The organism is Rhodobacter sp. P2_H5, from assembly GCF_056403335.1.
Genome location: NZ_JBFUFS010000010.1, coordinates 34,532 through 53,349 on the forward strand (window position 1 = coordinate 34,532; position 18,818 = coordinate 53,349).

Here is an 18,818-nt window from a genome sequence, read left to right on the forward strand (position 1 = left end):
GCGAAGGGCAGGGCGTGTCCTGCACTTCGCCGCGGCTTACCCGGCGAGCCGGCGCAGTTCCCCCGTCACAATGCCGAAGACGGTGCGCGCCGCCAGCCCCGCAACCGCGACCGAGGCGAGCGCCAGGAGGGCCAGGGCGATGCCCTCGCTTACCATCCCCGGCCGAGCGCCGGCAAAGCGGAAGGCCATCACGGCGGCAGAGGCGAGGGGAAAGCTGACCGCCCACCACGCCAGGTGGAACGGACAGCACAGCATCGCATGCCTCAGCCGCCCCAGAAGAACCACCAGCATGAAAAGCGACAGGCCGTAAAGTGCGCCGGCGAACTCATCCACGCCGCCCATCACCGAAGCGTAGGTCAGAAACCCGACGGCAAAGGGCGCCAGCAAGATCATCAGCGTCGGCTGCATTCCGGCAGGCAAGGGCGGCTGGAACAGAACGCGCGAAAAGACCATGGCGAACAGGGGGATGGCAAAAAACATGCCGATCGCCAGACAGGTCAGCATCAGCGCATGCATCGGCGGCAGCCCGATATAGGGCACCGCCAAGGGCACATCCAGCAGCCCCACCACGGGCACCAGCCAACTGGGCGCCGCATGCTCCATCTGCTGACGGTTGCCCATCCAGCGGTCGACCACGCTCCAGGCAAAGACCAACATGGCCCCCGCGCCAGCGATCCACATGCCCTGTGCCAGCAGGGGCGCGTAGGGCATCAGCACGATTGGCAGCAAAAGCAGGCTGATCAGCAATGTGCCGAACAGGGGGCCCGCAACCGGATGGCGAAACTCGGCCCGGACGGCATCGGGAGCGGAGACAGCCTTCACGCCATAGGCCAGAGCCAGAACCACGAAAACGACGATGGCCGCGATGCCGATCCAGTCGGCCGGCGCGGTGGTCATGCCAAAAGTCTTCGAAGCACCGCGCCAGGCCACGCTGAGCCCGGTCAGCCCCATGACGGAGCCGAACAGCGATACCGGAAGATAATCAAGACGCCGCCGCGTGATCTGCGGCTGCGCCTCCCCCGCCGGCGGTGCGGTTTTGGGATCCGCCCGAACGGGGCGATCCGTCGCATCGGTCACATCCATGATTGCCTCCGTTCGGGCAAGGGGGCGCACCGCAGATCCGGACCGCGTGCCCGGCCCGGCCAACCTGTCGCCGCATGTCGGACCCCGGCCCCTGCCGCGGCGCGAGAATGCGCCCGCCAGCGGTGGGGCGTGGTCTTTTCGACCTGGCGGAAGACTTTGGAAAAATGCGCCTGATCGCAAAAACCACAGGACACGGCCACCTGCGCCAGAGGGTCTTCGGTGCTGCTCATCAGGTGCTTGGCATGGGCCACCCGCCGGGCCAGCACATAGGCGTGCGGCGCGTGGCCGAAGCTTCTGCGAAACGCCCGTGCAAAATGGCTGACGCTCAGCCGCACCTCGGCGGCAAGTTCGCGGTTGCTGATCGCTTCGCCGATCCTTGCCGCAATGACCGCTTGCACGCGGCGCATCTGCCATGGGGACTGGCCGGTGCTCAGCCGGGCAGGGTTGGCCTCGCGCAGGATGCCCGCGCTGCCCGGGCAACGGCTCGTGGTGTGCGGGTCAGCCGGAAGCAGATCGCCGGCTTGGATCATCATTCCAGCCAGGGTCGCGAAAAGACCTCGCGCGGCCTGGGCATTCGGCTGCAATCTTGCAGGCTGCATCGTCATCGGAAAACCCCTTGTCCGTTGTGGGAAATGCGGTCCGCTGCCATCCGGACCCTTCGGCACGGCCGAGGGAGGGCCTCGCCTGCCGCGAATATCTCAAGGCTAGGGTCAAGCTTGCCCTGACGCGAAGGAGATGGGCTTAGACGCGATGAGTTGTCGTGAGATGGCGTGTGCCGGGTTCGGCCGCCGGCCGTGGCCCGTGCGCTCCGTGGCCTGTCTTGCGGTCACGCGCCGTCGTCAAAGGCATCGGTGGCCCACAGGTATCCCACGATCATGCCCTTCGTTACTCTGAGAGCGAGCAGCGTCAGCAACGTGAAGGAAACCGCCACCCAGCCCGCCATGTGCAGCGGGTCGGGCCGGAACCGCACATAGGCGATGCCCATCACGGGGATCAGCAACAACCCCAGCACGGTCATCGTGGCGAAGGCCGGGCCGTCCGCCGCCCGATAGCGCCCCAGCGGGGCTGCGCAAACCAGACACTGTGGCATGATGCTCAGATAGCCGGAGAACATCTTGCCGCGTCCGCAGTTCGGGCAGCGCCCGATCAGGCCGCGTCGCATCGCGCGGCCCACGGCGGGATGATGATTGGGCATCGGCAGACCTCCAGGTGAAAGCGGCGGCGCCAGATCCGAAGGCCGGCGCCCAGGACGGCAAGCGTATCATCTTTGGGCCTCGTGGTCCGATTGACCTATGCCGGCCCGCAGGGAGGGAACCGCCGCCGGGCGCTCTCCACCTCCGCCTTGTCCTGAGACCGGCCTGCAAGATTGAATTTGGCGCCCGAGGGCAGGACGGTCTGCCCCCGGCTCCCCTGGCGGAGGCGCGTCAGATCTGCGCCGTGCCGCCGTCGACAAAAAGCTCGCTGCCGGTGACATAGCTGCTCTCATCCGAAGCAAGAAACAGCGCGGCATGGGCGATCTCGCTTGCCTCCGCCAGCCGTCCAAGCGGCGTCGTCATCTCGACATAGGACATCATCTTCTGGTGGTCGTCGTCGTTGGTGGCCAGACCATGCCAGCCGGGGGTCGAGGTATTGCCCGGCACCAGCACGTTGATCCGGATCTTTCTGGGCCCGAGGTCAAGAATCCAGTTGCGGGCGAAACTGCGGATGGCCGCCTTGGTGGCGCTGTAGATGCTGAAGGCCGGCGTCCCGGTCGAGGCTGCGGTCGACCCGGTCAGGATGATCGAGCCGCCATCCTTCATCAGCGGCAGCGCCTTCTGCACGGTGAACACGGTGCCCTTGACGTTGGTCGAGAAGGTCTTGTCGAAATGCTCTTCGGTGATCGCCCCAAGGGCTGCGAACTCGCCGCCGCCAGCATTGGCAAAGAGAATGTCAATGTGGCCGGCTTCGTCCCTGACGATCCCGAACAGGTGATCAAGCTGGCCCGACACCGAGATGTCGGTCTGCACGCCGCGCGCCTGACCGCCAACCTGCTGGACCGCCGCGTCCAGTTCGGCCTTCCGGCGCGCGGTCATGAAGACCCGCGCGCCCTCGGCTGCAAAAAGCTTTGCGGTGGCGAGGCCGATTCCGCTGTTGGCGCCCGTCACGACGGCGACCTTGCCCTCTAACCTGCCCATGGTTCATCTCCTTTTGTGCTGATCTCGCTGCGCGAACGGCGGTGCAATGCAGGATCACGGGCACTGCACGGCCGCCGATGCGATGCGACCACGATAGCCGGCGCCCGCAGGCCCACCCACCAAGTTGTCCTGAGGTGGGGTGAGAAGATGTGAGGCGCGAAGAGGGGCGGAAGGTGCAGAGAAAAAGTCGCGTCTTCCCCCAAGACCCCTGGTGAGAGAAAGGCCCGCCCCCGGGTCCGCTTTGCGCACCGCGGCCCATTCCCACAGATCCGGGTTGGGGGAGCTTGCGACCGGGACGCGGCCGCGCGAACCAGATTGCAACACCCGTCTGGGTGCGCAGAACCCGCCCAAGGTTTGGCGCGCGCAAGTCACGGGTCAAGAGAGATGCGATCGACAATGCGCCCGCCGGGCCGGGGCTATGCCGGTGATCTTCTGCGGCCCGCCCATCAGGACCGGTCCATGCTGCCATCGCCGCATTAACATCTCTTAACAACTCGTGACTCACACTTTGCTTTCGGAAGAGGGACAAAGGGGCCAGAACATCTCACCCCATTGAACCGTTCGATCGGTGAAGCGGCAATCGCGGCGGCGCTCTGCCCATTCGACTCTGTTGGAGGATTGAACATGCTCAGACCAGGCCAGTTTCCCCTAAACACCGGTATCCCGTCGCTTGAGGACGCGTCCTGGCCGGGGATGCAGGAGGTTCTTCCTCACGGCGTCCTCGCGTTCCGGGATTTCCAGGTGTGGCCGAAATCCCGGCTTCTGCTGCAATCGGGAGAGGTCGTCCCTGTGGGCAGCCGTGCCTTTGATCTGCTCGTCGTGCTGCTGGAAGGGCGCGGCTCGGTCATCCCCAAGGCCGAGCTGTTGAAACGGGTGTGGCCATCGACCACGGTGGATGAATGCAACCTCCGGTTCCAGATCGCCACGCTGCGCAATGTGCTGGGCGCCGACCGGGACCTCATCATCAGCGTTCCAGGTCGTGGCTACTTCTTTGCCTGCGACCCGGAGTCCGAAGCGCCACCGGCATCGGCGCCCGCGACGTCAGACTTCTGGGGCGAACTTTCCGGACCTCTCGGCAAGCCGCATGGCCTTGACGACGGTCTGCGAAACCGACTGCGGGCCGGCGTGATCGGCACCGGTGGGCGTGACGATCACGTGGTCGACCTTTTCATGCGTTTTGCCCAGCAGCTTGTGGAAGCCTATGGCTCGATTGAAACCGCGAAAGAGGTCCTCTCCTCCGCACACGGCTGAGGCGAAATGGCCCGGGTCCGGGCTCTGCCCTCGGCTGCCTTCAAAGGCAGGTGATGACCCCGGAGACGAGGGCGTTCCGGGCCGTCAGGCTGTGGCGGTATTCCCCAGAATCTCCCCGGCGGCGATCAGGACCTTGGTCTCGAATCCTTCCGTGAAGCGGTCATGCACCGGTCTCAGAACAGCCCGACTTTCGGCCACCCGGTTCTGGCGCTGCAAGAAGCCGGCCAAGGCCAGGGCAGTGTCCATTTCACGGGTGAGCGAGGTCTGCTCGCGGGCTGCGTCCAGCGAAACATGCAGGATGCGCTCGATCTCTGCCGCGTCCGGGTCCGGCATGGAGATCAGGATGTTTGCCTTGCACAGCAGGTATTCCGCGCGAAAACCGGTTCTGGGATAGGTGGCCTCATATACCAGCGCCTGCGCGATGATCTGCAGCGCTTCGGCCTGCCGGTCCATTCTGACCAGCCCTTCACAGAGCGGCACAAACAGGATGAAACGCCCCGGCGACCCTGCCGGGACCTGGTCGAAGTGGCCCTGCAACGTGGCAACGCTTTCCTTGAACGCGCCGATGCTCATCAGCAGTTTGCACCGCATGACCGAATACAGGTAGTGCATGTCATCGGTGGGTTGCCGCAGCGAGTTCTTCACGAACGCATTGTAGATCTGGGCGACCTTGTGCCACTCCTGTCTCCATTCGAAGATGAAGGAGATCCGGGTCATGATTTCGCCATAGGCCAGAAAATCCCTCGAGGTTTCAAACCTCTCGATAAAATCCTCACCGATGGCTGCCGCCTGATCGACAAACCCGCAGGTATACAAGTTGTTCGCATAGGTGGAGCGCATTCGGCGGAAGGATTTTTCGCTCATCAGATCAGCGGCTTGATGCCCTGATCTTTTCAGATGCGCGAATGCGGACCTGAAATGCCGGTTCGCCTCAAGGTCAAGTCCGAAGGTGTGGGAAATTGACGCGATCGTGGCTTCGGCGATCATCAGTTCAACGCCGTCATCGTCGTCGGACAGCTCGGCCCTTGCCGCAAAGGCGGCCCGGAGTGCGATCTCGGATTCACCCCAGAACGCCTGATCGTAGCGTCGTTCATAGGTCAGGGTGCGATAAATGCGGCGCTCCCCCAGATCACGCGCCAGCGCAATTGCGCGATCAAATATCGGAACGCGTTTGTGATATTCGGCGAGAGCAAAGGTCGAGGCCAGAATGATCTGCAACTGCAATTCCAGCTGCGTGCCCAATTCCGTGGCATCCAGTTCGGCAAGCGCCTTCTCGACCCACCTCCTGCATTCCAGCGTCAATCCTTGCGAGAGCAGGAAATTCCCCGATGCTGCGACCAGACGCAGGCCGAGACGCATGTCCCCAGACTTGTCCGCCGAAAAGCACCATTCGAGTGCGGCGTGAATGTTGCCAAGCCGAAATGCCGCGGGCAGGTTCTGGTGCACGGCCATCCGACCCGGCGGAATGCCTGCATCCTCCGCCAGAAGCTGGAGGAAATGCGCGGCGTGGCGGCGCGCCAGACTGGTCCGCTCGGTTTCCGTCGCGATTTTGCCCAAAGCAAATTCCCGCGTCATGTCCAGAAGGCGGTAGTGCGGCGACGGCCCCGCCAGATCGACGGTAACCAGGCAGCGATCCACCAGACTGCCGAGGTGCTGCGAGATCAGTAATTCGGAGAGCCGTTCGTTCGCCGCCACCGCTTCGGCATCCTTCAGCGTGAAGACGCCCACAAAAATCGACAGTCGGCACAACAGCATGCGCTCGATGTCGCCAAGCAGCTTGAAGCTCCAGTCAAGCGTCGCTTCCAGGGTCTGTTGCCGCGGCGGGGCGGTCCGGCGTCCATGCCACAGCAGCTTCATGCGGCCGTCGAGTTGCCTGAGCACTTCGTCAAGCCCAAAGGCGCTGACCCGCCCTGCGGCCAGCTCAAGCGCCAGCGCGATGCCGTCCACGCGCTGGCAGATTTTCGCGGCGACCGGTGCTTCGGTATTCTGCAGCTGAAAGCCCTGATCCTTGGCGCTGATACTGTCGACGAAAAGCCGGACGGCGGGATAGGCCAGGGCCTCGCGTGCCGTCAGCGTTTCGGTTGCTGCCGGAAATTGCAGCGGCGGCACGTTGAACACTTGTTCGCCATCGCAATGCATGGGCTCACGGCTGGTCAGCAACAGATGGCAATCGTCGGTGTTCTGAAAGATCCGCTCGGCGATTGCGGCGGCCTCGTCCGCGACATGTTCGCAGCAGTCGAGGACAAGAAGAAGGCGATGTCCTTTCAGAGCGGCGACAAGCCCGGACAGGGATTCGACGTTGCTGGGAAGATGAAGCGCCGTGCGGATGGTCGTCAGCGCAAGCAACTGGTCGCTGATCGCGCCAAGGTCTGCAAAGACGACCTTTCCGTCAAACCGGTCAGCAATGGCATAGCAGACGGCGATGGAAAGGGTGGTCTTTCCGACCCCGCCGGGGCCGACAATGGTCACAAACCGATGTGCCAAAACGCGGTCCGCAATTCCTTCGGCGATTGAATCCCGCCCTACCATCCGCATCGGGGCAGGGGGCAGGTTTTGCTTCGGCGTCCAGAGCACTTCATTCAGCGTCCAGGACCTTGAGGTTGGCAGGCGCGAAATCGGTTCGACAAAACAATAGCCCCGGCCTGCCACGTTCTGAACATATCCCGCACCCAGATCGGCCTCGCCAAGCACCTGGCGCAGCTTGTTGATATTCACCCGCAATGCGCTTTCGGCAACGGTGAGGTTTGGCCAGACCTTGTCGAGCAATTCTTGCTGGCTCACGATCTTGCCCGCCTGATCCACAAGGACAATCAGAATATCAAGGGCTCGCGCCCCGATAACGACGGGGATTCCATTTCTCTCAAGCCGCCGTCCGGCAGCGGAAAGTCTGAATGGCCCGAAGAAAACCAGATCCTCAAGATCTTGAATTTGATTTGTCCGCAAGTGTCGGGTTCGCCTGTGCCTGAGGGATTTCGGGACATCTCCCGACAAGCTTAGCAGACACCTGTCGCAAAAATCTCGGGAATGTGCAGGATTCCGCCGGGTCGTGACCCTGATTTTCACCTGCGGGCGCCAGTTTCCCTTATTCGCCCTGCAATCCTGTCGCTTTTTACGGCCCCCGGGCCGACCCGCAGCCCGCGTGTCAAAATCGCGCCGCATCCTGCCAGCGCGCCCGCAGCCCGGGCCGCATCCTTTCCCGACTCGCGACGGAAAGGGGCGCAGTGGCATTTCCCGCTCTTGGCCGGATCGTCCGGTGGTCCGCCGACCCGCCGAAGCTTGCCGCGGGCGGCGGAGTTCGTCTCCGGCGGTGCCGACGAAATGTCACCACCGGGTGCCGATCTGCATCCGTGGCGCCACGCCGGGCCTGTGGCCGGATCACGATGCTGATGTGTGAGAGAGGGCGGACCGTGCCGGATCCGCCGCCTGACCCGTGCTCCCGAACGTGTCGCCGGGCTGGTTATGCGCCTTGGGGCATCTCACCCGCCGCCTCGGACAGGAGGGCGGACAGTCCCGCCTGCATCGCCTTGACCTGCGGGCTTTCCGCCAGTGTATCCGCGTGGCGCCGCATCAGCCATGCGGGGGCATTGGTGCCGATGAGGACGCGGCCCTCGTCATCCTCCCACAGCAGAAGGCGCAGCGGCAGGTCGATGGCGACCTGCGGCAGGGCGCGCATCAGGGGCGTTCCGGCCTTGGGGTTGCCGACGAAAAGAACCCGGGTGGGGCGCATGGCAAGCCCCACCGAGGCCGCCGCCGCCGCATGATCCATGCGGGCAAAGACGGTAAATCCGTGCCGCAAACATGCGCCTTCCAGACGACCGAGGGTCTCTGCAAAGTCATGCGCGCTGACGATGGACATGAAACCGTCTGATGCCATGTGTCTCTCCTCCTTCAGACGGCGCGCTTCGCCGCCTTGACCCTGTGGTTCCACCGGGCTGGAAAGCCGGCGTCGCTGGCCGGTGGCAGCGCCGGAATTGCCGGATCTCCCAACGGCGGCGCCGATCAGACCGGAGCGGGACCTAGACGCCCTCGTAAACCAGCCAGGTGAAATAGTCACGGTCCACCAAGGACTTGTCCCATTGGGCATCGAAGGCCGCGGTCGGTTTGGCCGCGACGGTTTCTGCGCGCGACCGGCCTTCCGCTTTCAGCGCCGCGACATTGTCTCGCACCGCCACCAGCATGTCGCGAAAGGCCTGCAGTTCGGCGCGGTTGCTGACGGGATTGCCGTGGCCGGGGATGATGATGGTGGACTTGGTGGTCGCGGCAAGGTTCGCGTCCGAGGCCGCGATCATGCCGTCGATGCTGCCACCCGTCGAATAGTCGATGAACGGGTACATGCCGTTCCAGTAAGTGTCACCGACATGGATCACGTCCGCTTCGGCAAATGTCACCGAAATATCGCCGTCCGTATGGGCCACGCCATAGGACTTGAGGCCGAGGGAGGTGTCGTTCAAGGACAGGTCCAGGCTTTTCGTGAAGACCTTCGACGGAAGCCCCTCGGCCGCGGTCGGCAGGAAATTATAGTCCCAGTCCGAGACGCGCTGAACTTGAGAGAGATACTTGCGCGTGTTGTCATGGGCGATGATCGAGGCGCCGGCCGCGTTCAGCCAGACATTGCCATCGGCATGGTCGAAATGCCAATGCGTGTTGATCAGATGCGTGACGGGTTCAGGGCCAATCTCGGCCAGCACCTTGGTCATATTCTCACGCGACACCGAAATTCCGGCATCAATCAGCACCTTTCCATCGCGCCCGTTCAGCACGCCGACATTGCCCCCCGATCCTTCCAGCACGGTGATATTTCCCCGCAGTTTGTGGACCGCGATCGGGGTGACCGCGGCGCTGTCCTTGATGACGGTGACAATCCCGCGTGCCTCGGCGAAGGCCTGCCGGGGTGTCAGGAAAACGCCCGTCAGCGCGGCAGTCCTTGCGGCCAGACAGCACAGACAAAAGCCGCGACGCGACATCTTGTGGGGGGACGTGATGTGCATGATTTCATCCTTCGATAAGGGGAAAGGGGAGCCGTCGCGCAGGCAGCGCCTTCGTGGACAGGCGCCTCTGCCGCCTCAACCGGAGCAGAAGGCCAGCAATTCGGCGTTCAGCCGGTCCCTGTGTGTGGTGGGCAGACCGTGCGGTGCGCCCGCGTAGACGCTCAACGCCGCATCCGGGATCAACCTGAGCGACAATTCGGCGGAATTGGCGATCGGCACCAGTTGGTCATCCGCACCATGGATCAGCAGCGTCGGCACGCTGATCTGCTTCAGGTCCTCGGTCTGATCGGTCTCCGATTGCGCCTTGACCCCCAGATAGCAGGCCGGAAAGCCGGCCATCATGCATTGCTGGACGAACTGCGCCTGCACGCCCTCCGAGATCCGCGCGCCGGGGCGGTTGTAGCCGTAGAAGGGCAACGACAGCTCCTGCCAGAACTGGGTACGGTCGGCCTGCAAGGTGGCGCGCAAATCGTCGAAGGCCGCAAGCGGCGCGCCCATCGGGTTGGTCGGGGTCTGGGCCCGGATCGGGGGAATGGCGCTGATCAGCACGACCTTTCCCACCCGCCCGGTGCCATGCCGCCCGATATAGCGGGCGACCTCGCCGCCGCCGGTCGAATGCCCGACGTGGACGGCATCTTTCAGATCCAGCGCCAGGGTCAGGGCTGCCAGATCGTCGGCAAAAGTGTCGAGATCGTTACCCTCCCAGGTCTGGCTGGACCGGCCGTGGCCGCGCCTGTCGGCGGCAATGGCCCGGAACCCATGTGACGCCAGATAAAACATCTGGTCTTCGAAGGCATCCGAGGACAGGGGCCAGCCGTGGCTGAGGACGACGGGCCGTCCTTGGCCCCAATCCTTGAAATAGATCTCGGCGCCATCCGCCGTCGTCAGCGTGCTGCCCGTCAGTTTGTGGTGCGTGGGCGCCGTCTTGGCGCGCGCGGGCAGCGCGGAAAGCCCCCCGATGCCCAGAACCGAGGCAGCCATCAGCCCCGCCCCGCCGGTCAGGAGGCTGCGCCGCGAAGGGGCCAGGGCGGAACGCGTGTCCTTTATGATCATTGCCGATCTCCTGAAGGTGCATGGGGCGCGAAATGCCGCGCGCCCGGCAGGGCGCGGGGGCGGGGCAGGCGGCCTGTCAGGCCTCGATGAAGGCCAGAAGCTCTGCGTTCACCTGGTCCTTGTGCGTGGTGCACATCCCGTGCGGCGCGCCCTTGTAGACCACCAGTTTCGCGTCCTTGATGATCTTGGACGACAGAAGTGCCGAGTCCGCGATCGGCACGATCTGGTCGTCGTCGCCATGGAGCACCAGCGCCGGAACGTCGATCTTCTTGAGGTCCTCGGTCAGGTCGGTTTCCGAGAAGGCCTTGATGCAGAAGTAGGACGCGGGAAAGCCGGCCATGATGCTCTGCAGCCAGAAGCTTTTGCGCACCCCTTCGGAGACCTTGGCACCGGGGCGGTTGTAGCCGTAGAACGGCAGGCTCAAATCCATCCAGAACTGCGACCGGTCGGCCAGCACCGCCGCGCGGATCTGGTCGAAAGCCTCGATCGGCGTTCCGCCCGGGTTCTTTTCGGATTTGACCATGACGGGCGGGATGGCCCCGATCAGGGCCACCTTCGCCACACGCTTGGTGCCGTGCCGGCCGATATAGCGGCACACCTCGCCGCCGCCGGTCGAATGGCCGACGTGGATGGCGTGTTTGAGGTCAAGTGCCGCGGTCAGTTCGGCCAGGTCATCGGCATAGCCATCAAGGTCATTGCCGGTCTAGGGCTGGCTGGACCGGCCGTGGCCGCGCCGGTCATGCGCGATGCAGCGATAGCCCTTGGAGGCCAGAAAATACATCTGGTCCTCGAAGGCATCTGCGGTGAGGGGCCAGCCATGACTGAAGACAATCGGCTGGCCCGAGCCCCAATCCTTGTAGTAGATTTCGGTGCCATCCTTGGTTTTGAGAATGCCCATCGTGAGGTCTCCTGAAACTGCATGGCCCGACCCTAGCCATTGCCCTTTCTGGCGGCCAAACAGATGGAATGAGGGGGTGTGAGACATTGTGAGCGGGCGATCGGCCCCAATTCGGGCACCTTGGCCCTATGCTTGGCGGGTGTTGCAATGCGCACGGCCCACAGGCCCCCCGCGTCCTTCAACGCTTCACGATACGCCTCCGCGTCACGGCCGCGGTCTGCGGGGCGACCGTCCTCCGAGGGGTTCATGTGCCTTCCGCCACCCGCTCTTCCCATCTCACAAGGCTTCACTTCCGGACGGGCGCCAGGCCTTGCTAAAGTCTCAGGAAAGGTCCGGAGATCGCCGCTGCGCACCGGGAAATCCCTCTTGGGTTTTCACGGCATGCGTTCTGCCGAGGCTTTGACCTTTTGCGCTTTTGGCACCTCTTCAAGCCAGGCTGCAGCCTCTGGGGGGCATGGATGTCGGTCATGACTGATTCTGCGATGATGGCACATGTAAAGGCCGGCGCCGGGGTGTTCGCGGCCCTCGACCAAAGCGGAGGCTCCACCGCCGCCACCCTTCAAGCCTATGGAATACCAAAGGAAAGCTGGGGCGATGCCACGGAGATGGCCGCGCTGATCCACCAGATGCGGGTCCGCATCATCTCGGCGCCGGATTTCGATGGCCGCAAGGTGCTGGCGGCGATCCTCTTCGAGCGGACGATGGAGGGGCAGGTGGCGGGCCAACCCGTCCCCCACTACCTGCGAAGCCGTGGCGTGGCGCCCTTCCTGAAAATCGATCAGGGTCTGGCGCCCGAGGCGCTGGGCGTCCAGCTGATGAAGCCCATTCCGGATCTGGGCCGGCTGTTGCAACGCGCGACGGCACTGGGTGTTCTTGGCACCAAGATGAGATCGGTCATCAGAAGGATGGACCGCGCGGGGATTGCCGCCCTTCTGGACCAGCAGTTCGATTTGGCCGGGCAGATCGCCGCCGCAGGGCTTCTGCCGATCCTTGAGCCCGAGGTGCTGACAGAGGCGGCGGATCGCCGGGCCACCGAGCTTTTCCTTGTGGCGGAAATCTCCCGTCGCCTTGATGCGATGCCCGGGCAGTATCCGGTGATGTTGAAACTCACCCTTCCGGAACAGCCCGACACCTACGCCCCGCTCGCCGCACATCCCCGCGTGCTGCGCGTGCTGGCGCTGTCGGGGGGCCTGTCGAGGCGCGAGGCTTGCGAGCGGTTGGCCAGAAACCATGGGATGATCGCCAGTTTCTCCCGCGCTTTGCTGGAGGACCTGCGCCAGGATCTGGACGACGCGGCCTTCCATCGCCTCCTGAGCGCCGCGATCAGCCAGATATACGCCGCCTCGACCGAAAAGCGCGGTGACTGAGGACGTGGCTGAGGGCGGTGACTGAGGGCGTCACCACAAACCGGTGTAGGCTGCGCCAGCGGGTTTGACGCGCAGGCCAGCATCGAGCCTGCGAGGGGCGCCCCTAGAACCGCGCCATCTGAGGTTTCCTCGTTGGCATGCCCGGCTCAGCCATCAGCGACCGCAGGATACGCGTCAGGGCGCTCGGCGCGCCCTGACGCGCTTGATGGGTGGGAAGGGCGCTTGCTCGAACAATTCTGCCGTCGAGAGCGTCTTTCAATCGCGGGGCGCTGAACGGGTCTGCCGCCGCAATTGGCAAACCCGGCGCGGGCTTGAAGCCGTTCTTCTGGAACATCAACGGCTTCGACAGGGCACCTCGAAAACACTTCGGCCCCGGGTGGAAACCACCCGGGGCCGTTGCACGTACCGCCGCCTGACGTGGGCACCTGACCGGAGCGAAACCGGTGCAGGCCCATGGATTTGGAAACCCATCAGGGTGGGTCTCAGCCCGTCGCTTCAGAGCACGAAGTCGTGCTGGGTGAGGGCGAGAAGCGGTCCGACCTCGATGCTGAAATCGGCCAGCCCGTCGCCGTTGACATCCCCTGTGACCAGGCCCGCGGCATAGCGAAGCTCGCCTTCGATCGAGGAGAATTGTGCCGCGCCGATGAAGTGGAACGCCTGATTGCCGGCAAGATTCCAGTTTGCGTCGATGCCTGCGAGACCAATACGGTCGGTTCCTGCCTCGAAGTCGCGGATCACGTCGTGGCCTGTGCCGGTGCCGGTTTCCTTGACCGTGGCGAAGACGAAGACATCGGCGCCCGCGCCGCCTCGGGTGATATCGTCGCCAAGACCGCCCCGAAGCCGGTCGTCGCCCGCGCCGCCAAAGAGCGTGTCGCTGCCGCCGCCGCCGTTGAAGACGTCGCGCCCCGCGCCGCCGGACAGGGCATCATTTCCCTTGCCCGTGGACAGGCTGTCATTGCCGCTGCCGGTCGTGATGGTGAAATTCTCGGCGCGCTGGAAATCCACCGAACTGCCAAGCAAGTCCGCGATGTGGCCGACATAGCCGGTCGACAGATTGCCACCCGCCACGCCACCGGACACCGCCGAGGTCATCGCCGCGTAGTTGAGGAACAGCCGGTCCGACCCCGCGCCCGCGTCAACCGTATCGGCGCCGCCGTGCAGGTGGATCTGGTCCATGCCGCCGCCTGCGACGATGGTGTCAGATCCCTTTCCGGTAAAGATGACATCACGGCCGCCCCCGGTGGTGACGGTATTGGTGCCGTCGCCGGCATGGATCCGGTTGCCCCCGCCGAGCGCGGTGATCGTGTCGGAATCCGCGCCACTGACGATCACGTTGGCCCCCTGACCGGCCGAGATGGTCGAGGCCCCCTGGCCGGTCTTGATGATGTCATTCCCGGCACCCGTGGTGATGGTATCGGCGCCCGACCCGGTCAGGATCGTGAAATGCTCGATGGTGCCGTCGGTCATCGTGACCGAACGTCCGCCACCCCCGGCTTCCGTGAAGTTCGAGGTGCTGTCGCCGGTGACGGCGCCGGTGGCATGGCGGTAGTCCACGACCAGACGGTCCACCCCAAGGCCGCCATCGACCGCATCCACGCCGCCGGTGACGGTGATGAGGTTGTTGCCGGCGTTTCCGACGATGCCGTTTCCATCGCTCGCATCCCTCAGATGCATCGGCGCCGTGCCGGTCATCGTCACCGTCGCAATGCCGGGCGCCAGATTCAGGACGATGCCCTGCGAGGCGGCGCCGCCAAAGATCGTCATGTTGTTGAACGAGATCGTCGCCGTCTCGTTGCTGTAGCCGGCTTCCAGATAGATGGTATCTCCCGGCCCGGCGACAGTCATTGCGGCAGCAATAGAGGGGAAGTCGGACGTCGGTCCGACGGTGCGAATGGTCATTTCTGTCTCCTGAGATTTCTCACACCGAAGGTCTGCATGACTCCCGGACGTGCGCTGGCCAAAAGCACCGTGACGATCGCGTGGGTCACATCTGGCGTAACAAGCAAACGCCCGAGGTCCGGGTTGGTTCCCGATATTCGCGCGCGTCGGTCTTTTCTGTCGCTTTTCCCGAAACGGGGTCGAATACGCGCTGGTCATCGGCGCAGGGCCTGGGGTCAGCGGTGCCCATCGCCGGATCACTTTTGCCACTGGCGCCGCGCTGGAACGCGATGGTGTCGGGCCTGCCACGCGCCATCGCCGAGGCAATTGATCCCCCGCGCCATGCTAAGGCGCACCGGCGTCATTCCCGTGGCACTATAGCCCCGGCAGGTTCAACGGGCCTTGGGCGCGGCGCTGCGGGGTCCGGGCCGCGAGGGTCTGCAGACGTCGGCACAGGGTCGTGCATGCCACCCCGCCCGCCATCTTGAAGCGGCTGGCCACCATGCCCGGCCGGGTCCGTTCTGCGCCTTGCGTGGATGACCGCTTCGGCGGCAATTCCCGGTCGGAAAGGGGGGCTTGCCTTCTGCCGGGTCAGGCCAGGGTCAGTTCTGACAGCACTTCGCCCAGGGCCGATTTGGGATCGGCGAGCGACAGGACAATGCTCAGATGATTGAGACCGGGTTCGCAGCGCAGGGTGCAGGGCTGGCCCGCGGCGATCAGCTGCGCGGAAAAGGCCACGGCCTGATCCTGAAACGGCGCCATCTCCAGCGCGCCCCGCGTCACGATGCGTCGGGGCAGGGGCAGTTGCGATGATGTCAGGGGCGACCATGCCCGCGCCTCCGCAACCGTCATTTCCGCCTCGTCCTTCAGAAAGCTGAAGGGGATCCGGGACAGATCGTAAATGCCGCTGACCAGCAAGAGACCGCGCAGGTCGGGCAGCTTGGGTTTTGTCTCCTCCTCAGGGCCATGGGCCGCAAGATAGCTTGCCAGATGCGCTCCGGCGGAATGGCCGCTGACGGAAAAGCGTGCGGGGTCCGCCCCGAGTGCGGGCGCCAGCGCCGAAAGATGCCGGGCCGCGGCACGGACCTCGGCCACGATCTGTGCCAGACGGGTCTTCGGCATCAGATCATAGGTGACGATCGCGGCAATGCCGCCGACGGCCAGGACGGGTGCGGCCACAAGGTGGTGGTCGGTCTTCGACCCCGCCCGCCAGTATCCTCCGTGGATGAACATATGCAGCGGCGCCCCCCGGGCCGGGGAGGGCGGGAACAGGATATCCATCCGCGCCCGCGCCGAGGCGCCATAGGCGACATCCGCCTGGACCGTGACCCGCGCGGCAAGTTCGCGTGACCGGGCCGCGGTTTCGGCCATCAATGCGTCGAAATCCGGGATGAAATCGCGGTTGCGGTAGAGATCCTGTTCCATGCACGCCCCTAGAAGTTCACCGCGAAATACTTCGGTTCCATGAATTCGAGGATGCCGGTAACACCGCCCTCCCGGCCCAGGCCGCTTTGCTTGGCCCCGCCAAATGGCGCCGCCGGATCGGACATCAATCCACGGTTGATGGCCACCATACCCGCCTCGATCCCTTTTCCAACCCGCAATGCCCGCGAAAGGTCGCGCGAATAGACATAGGCCGCAAGCCCGTATTCGGTCGCGTTGGCTTGCCGGATCGCCTCGGCCTCGGTCTCGAACCGGTAGACGGCGGCGACGGGGCCGAAGATCTCTTCATGCGCAATCTCGGCATCTGCGGGGACGTTCTCGATCACCGTCGGCGGATAGTAATAGCCCGAGCCGGGCAGGGGCGCGCCGCCCGTGGTCACCTTGGCGCCTCGCGCCACCGCCTGACGGACAAGCCGATCGATCTTGGCCACCGCTTTGGGGGTGATCATCGGGCCGACCTGCGTGGCGGGATCGGTGCCCGCCCCGATCTTCAAGGCCGCCATACGCCGGGTCAGCCCTTCGACGAAGGCGTCGTGAATGCCCGCCTGGACATAGAAGCGGTTCGCGGCGGTGCAGGCCTCACCTGCGTTGCGCATCTTGGCGACCATCGCCCCGTCGAGTGCGGCCTCCAGATCGGCGTCGTCAAAGACCACGAAGGGCGCATTGCCCCCCAGTTCCATCGAGCAGGACACCACGGTCTTTGCGGCTTCAGCCAGAAGGGTGCGGCCGACGCCGGTCGATCCGGTGAACGAAAGCTTGCGCACGCGCGGGTCGGCCAGCATGGCGCTGACCACCGGGCCGGGCTGGGTGGTCGTCACGACATTGACGACGCCTGCGGGCACGCCGGCCTCTGCCCCGAGCCGAGCCATGGCATAGGCGGTCAGCGGGGTTTCCGAGGCCGGTTTCAGGATTACCGTGCAGCCCGCCGCAAGGGCGGGGCCGATCTTGCGGGTGGCCATCGCGGCGGGAAAATTCCACGGCGTGATCAGCACCGAGATCCCGATCGGGTCATGGTCGACAAGGATGTGATGCGCGCCGGAGGGGGCGTGGCGAAACTCGCCGCCGACGCGAACCGCCTCTTCGGCATACCAGCGGAAGAACTCTGCGGCATAGGCCACCTCACCGCGTGCATCCGGCAGGGCCTTGCCGTTTTCCAGCGAGATCAGCCGGGCGAGATCTTCGGCGTTTTCCACCATCAGCGCGAACCAGCGGCGCAGAATCTCGGCGCGCTGCCGGGCTGGCGTTGCCCGCCACCCGGGGGCTGCGGCTTCGGCGGCATCAACCGCCCGCATGGCGTCTGAAATGGACGCGTCCGGCACTTCGGCGAGTTCCAGCGCCGAAGACGGGTCGGTCACCGGAATGCCGTGGCCGGGATGCCAGGTGCCGCCGATGAAAAGGCCCTGGGCATGCAAGGCAGGATCGGCAAAGCGGGTGAGGGAGGGCGCAAGGGTCATGTCATGTCCTAACAATTAGTGGATCAGGCCAAGGTCGCCTGTGAAGGCGGCCCTCAGCAGCAGGGTCATCTCGGCTTTGCCCAAGGGGCGCGGATTGTTCTGGATCAGCCGCTCGATGCCGCAAGACTGCTCGGCCACCCAGGTGATGCGGTCTTCGGCCAGGCCAAGCGCCGCCAAGGTCGGGGGAATGCCGATGCGGGCGAAAAGTGCCGAGATCGCGGGGATCACCTCGTCAGCAGAGGGCACGCCGATGGCCGCGGCGATCTGCGCCAGTTCGGGGCCGATGGCGGGGCGGTTCCACGCCATGACCCAGGGCATCAGGCAGGCGACGCCCTGACCATGGGCGGTGTGGGTCAAGGCGCCGACCGGATATTGAATGGCATGTGCCGCTGCCGTGCCCGCAACGCCGAAGGCAAGCCCGGCAAACGTCGCCCCCTGCATCACCTGTGCGCGCGCCTCGGCGTCCGAGCCATTGGTGCAGGCGGCCTCCAACCCTTTCCACAGGAGCGAAATCGCCGTCAAAGCGAACTGGTCAGAAATCGCGTTCTTGCCGATGAAGACACGTTCCTGCGCCAAGCCCGAGGTCGGCGTCCTGCGGGTGGCGGTGAAAGCCTCGATCGCATGGGTCAGCGCATCGGCGCCGGCGATGGCGGTCAGGCCGGCGGGGCAGGTCATGGTCAGATCGGGGTCGCAGATCGCCACCGTGGGAATGAGATAGGGGCTGGAGATCCCCACTTTCAGGCTGCGTTCGGCATCGGACAGAACGGCCACGGGCGTGACCTCCGACCCGGTGCCCGCCGTCGTCGGGATGGCAATCAACGGCAGGATCGGGCCGGGCACCTTCAGCTCGCCGTAGTAATCCTGCGGTCGCCCGCCGTGCGAGATCAGCAGCGCCACGCATTTTGCCATGTCCAGACAGGACCCGCCGCCGACGGCGATCACCAGATCCGGCGCGAAGGCGCGGGCGGCCTCGGCCGCGATGACGGCGGTGTCGACGGGCACATCGGGCAGGGTGCCGCTTTCGATTCGCACAACCAGCCCCGAGGCCTGCAGATCCGCGATCATGGCCAGAAACTCGGCATCCCCGGCCAGGCGCGCATCGGTGACGACGAGGGCCCTGTGGCCAAGACGCGCCGCAATCACGCCAAGCGCCCGGCGTTGCCCGGACCCGAAAACGATCTCTCGCGGGGCTCTGATGGTGCCGAAATAATCCATGGTCTGTTTCCTCC

The 18,818-nt window shown here is 64.8% G+C and carries 14 protein-coding genes and 2 pseudogenes; 2 read left to right on the forward strand and 14 right to left on the reverse strand.

The genetic code is table 11. The features are described from left to right. Window positions 1-36: 36 nt before the first annotated feature. The 4 genes from AC1DVR_RS14495 to AC1DVR_RS14510 all read right to left on the reverse strand — a co-directional run bounded on the left by AC1DVR_RS14495 (window position 37) and on the right by AC1DVR_RS14510 (window position 3,257). On the reverse strand, window positions 37-1,083 hold the full coding sequence (locus AC1DVR_RS14495) for an SLAC1 anion channel family protein (RefSeq protein ID WP_478001301.1): 1,047 nt from the start codon (window positions 1,081-1,083) through the stop codon (window positions 37-39). Beyond that, window positions 1,074-1,613 carry a helix-turn-helix domain-containing protein gene (locus AC1DVR_RS14500; RefSeq protein WP_478001302.1) on the reverse strand — a complete coding sequence of 180 codons (540 nt, stop codon included), beginning with the start codon at window positions 1,611-1,613 and terminating at the stop codon, window positions 1,074-1,076. Before AC1DVR_RS14500 ends, AC1DVR_RS14495 begins: the two co-directional genes overlap by 10 nt. Before the next feature lie 296 nt (window positions 1,614-1,909). Then, window positions 1,910-2,278, reverse strand: a complete 369-nt coding sequence (locus AC1DVR_RS14505; RefSeq protein ID WP_478001303.1) for a DUF983 domain-containing protein — start codon at window positions 2,276-2,278, stop codon at window positions 1,910-1,912. A gap of 229 nt (window positions 2,279-2,507) precedes the next feature. Continuing rightward, window positions 2,508-3,257, reverse strand: coding sequence for an SDR family NAD(P)-dependent oxidoreductase (locus AC1DVR_RS14510; protein WP_478001304.1), 750 nt, complete (start codon window positions 3,255-3,257; stop codon window positions 2,508-2,510). Between the two features lie 552 nt (window positions 3,258-3,809). On the opposite strand from AC1DVR_RS14510, the gene AC1DVR_RS14515 reads away from it, so the two are divergent. Then, the gene (locus tag AC1DVR_RS14515; RefSeq protein WP_478001305.1) at window positions 3,810-4,508 is read left to right on the forward strand and encodes a winged helix-turn-helix domain-containing protein; all 699 of its coding nucleotides are present in this window, start codon (window positions 3,810-3,812) and stop codon (window positions 4,506-4,508) included. Window positions 4,509-4,592: 84 nt separating this feature from the next. On the opposite strand, the gene AC1DVR_RS14520 is transcribed toward AC1DVR_RS14515, so the two are convergent. The 5 genes and pseudogenes from AC1DVR_RS14520 to AC1DVR_RS14540 all read right to left on the reverse strand — a co-directional run bounded on the left by AC1DVR_RS14520 (window position 4,593) and on the right by AC1DVR_RS14540 (window position 11,534). Beyond that, window positions 4,593-7,451, reverse strand: coding sequence for an ATP-binding protein (locus tag AC1DVR_RS14520; RefSeq protein ID WP_478001306.1), 2,859 nt, complete (start codon window positions 7,449-7,451; stop codon window positions 4,593-4,595). A gap of 514 nt (window positions 7,452-7,965) precedes the next feature. Continuing rightward, window positions 7,966-8,382: a DUF302 domain-containing protein gene (locus AC1DVR_RS14525; RefSeq protein WP_478001307.1), complete on the reverse strand. Its 417-nt coding sequence runs from the start codon at window positions 8,380-8,382 to the stop codon at window positions 7,966-7,968. Window positions 8,383-8,524: 142 nt separating this feature from the next. Continuing rightward, complete coding sequence (locus tag AC1DVR_RS14530; protein ID WP_478001308.1) at window positions 8,525-9,496, reverse strand: MBL fold metallo-hydrolase; 972 nt, start codon at window positions 9,494-9,496, stop codon at window positions 8,525-8,527. A 75-nt stretch (window positions 9,497-9,571) separates the two neighbouring features. After that, on the reverse strand, window positions 9,572-10,549 hold the full coding sequence (locus tag AC1DVR_RS14535; protein WP_478001309.1) for an alpha/beta fold hydrolase: 978 nt from the start codon (window positions 10,547-10,549) through the stop codon (window positions 9,572-9,574). Window positions 10,550-10,625: 76 nt separating this feature from the next. Beyond that, window positions 10,626-11,534, reverse strand: a pseudogene (locus tag AC1DVR_RS14540) (alpha/beta fold hydrolase). Window positions 11,535-11,914: 380 nt separating this feature from the next. On the opposite strand from AC1DVR_RS14540, the gene AC1DVR_RS14545 reads away from it, so the two are divergent. Next, complete coding sequence (locus AC1DVR_RS14545; protein WP_478001310.1) at window positions 11,915-12,814, forward strand: class I fructose-bisphosphate aldolase; 900 nt, start codon at window positions 11,915-11,917, stop codon at window positions 12,812-12,814. Between the two features lie 495 nt (window positions 12,815-13,309). Here the strand turns inward: AC1DVR_RS14545 and AC1DVR_RS14550 are convergent, their stop codons facing one another. From AC1DVR_RS14550 to AC1DVR_RS14570, 5 genes and pseudogenes are all read right to left on the reverse strand, one after another. After that, complete coding sequence (locus AC1DVR_RS14550) at window positions 13,310-14,713, reverse strand: calcium-binding protein (RefSeq protein WP_478001311.1); 1,404 nt, start codon at window positions 14,711-14,713, stop codon at window positions 13,310-13,312. A 239-nt stretch (window positions 14,714-14,952) separates the two neighbouring features. Beyond that, a pseudogene (locus tag AC1DVR_RS14555) lies at window positions 14,953-15,211 on the reverse strand (hypothetical protein); the annotation flags it as partial. Between the two features lie 72 nt (window positions 15,212-15,283). Next, the gene (locus AC1DVR_RS14560; RefSeq protein WP_478001312.1) at window positions 15,284-16,117 is read right to left on the reverse strand and encodes an alpha/beta hydrolase; all 834 of its coding nucleotides are present in this window, start codon (window positions 16,115-16,117) and stop codon (window positions 15,284-15,286) included. Between the two features lie 8 nt (window positions 16,118-16,125). Further along, window positions 16,126-17,589 (reverse strand): NAD-dependent succinate-semialdehyde dehydrogenase, encoded by a 1,464-nt coding sequence (locus tag AC1DVR_RS14565; RefSeq protein ID WP_478001313.1) that lies wholly within the window; start codon window positions 17,587-17,589, stop codon window positions 16,126-16,128. Between the two features lie 15 nt (window positions 17,590-17,604). After that, window positions 17,605-18,804 (reverse strand): iron-containing alcohol dehydrogenase, encoded by a 1,200-nt coding sequence (locus AC1DVR_RS14570; RefSeq protein ID WP_478001314.1) that lies wholly within the window; start codon window positions 18,802-18,804, stop codon window positions 17,605-17,607. Window positions 18,805-18,818: the final 14 nt, after the last annotated feature.

What these genes read in the sequence shown, in the direction of transcription:
- AC1DVR_RS14570 (WP_478001314.1), bottom strand. Translation starts at nt 18,804, where the DNA reads ATGGATTATTTCGGCACCATCAGAGCCCCGCGAGAGATCGTTTTCGGG.
- AC1DVR_RS14510 (WP_478001304.1), bottom strand. Translation starts at nt 3,257, where the DNA reads ATGGGCAGGTTAGAGGGCAAGGTCGCCGTCGTGACGGGCGCCAACAGC.
- AC1DVR_RS14525 (WP_478001307.1), bottom strand. Translation starts at nt 8,382, where the DNA reads ATGGCATCAGACGGTTTCATGTCCATCGTCAGCGCGCATGACTTTGCA.
- AC1DVR_RS14565 (WP_478001313.1), bottom strand. Translation starts at nt 17,589, where the DNA reads ATGACCCTTGCGCCCTCCCTCACCCGCTTTGCCGATCCTGCCTTGCAT.
- AC1DVR_RS14495 (WP_478001301.1), bottom strand. Translation starts at nt 1,083, where the DNA reads ATGGATGTGACCGATGCGACGGATCGCCCCGTTCGGGCGGATCCCAAA.
- AC1DVR_RS14500 (WP_478001302.1), bottom strand. Translation starts at nt 1,613, where the DNA reads ATGATCCAAGCCGGCGATCTGCTTCCGGCTGACCCGCACACCACGAGC.
- AC1DVR_RS14545 (WP_478001310.1), top strand. Translation starts at nt 11,915, where the DNA reads ATGACTGATTCTGCGATGATGGCACATGTAAAGGCCGGCGCCGGGGTG.
- AC1DVR_RS14530 (WP_478001308.1), bottom strand. Translation starts at nt 9,496, where the DNA reads ATGCACATCACGTCCCCCCACAAGATGTCGCGTCGCGGCTTTTGTCTG.
- AC1DVR_RS14560 (WP_478001312.1), bottom strand. Translation starts at nt 16,117, where the DNA reads ATGGAACAGGATCTCTACCGCAACCGCGATTTCATCCCGGATTTCGAC.
- AC1DVR_RS14550 (WP_478001311.1), bottom strand. Translation starts at nt 14,713, where the DNA reads ATGACCATTCGCACCGTCGGACCGACGTCCGACTTCCCCTCTATTGCT.
- AC1DVR_RS14505 (WP_478001303.1), bottom strand. Translation starts at nt 2,278, where the DNA reads ATGCCCAATCATCATCCCGCCGTGGGCCGCGCGATGCGACGCGGCCTG.
- AC1DVR_RS14535 (WP_478001309.1), bottom strand. Translation starts at nt 10,549, where the DNA reads ATGATCATAAAGGACACGCGTTCCGCCCTGGCCCCTTCGCGGCGCAGC.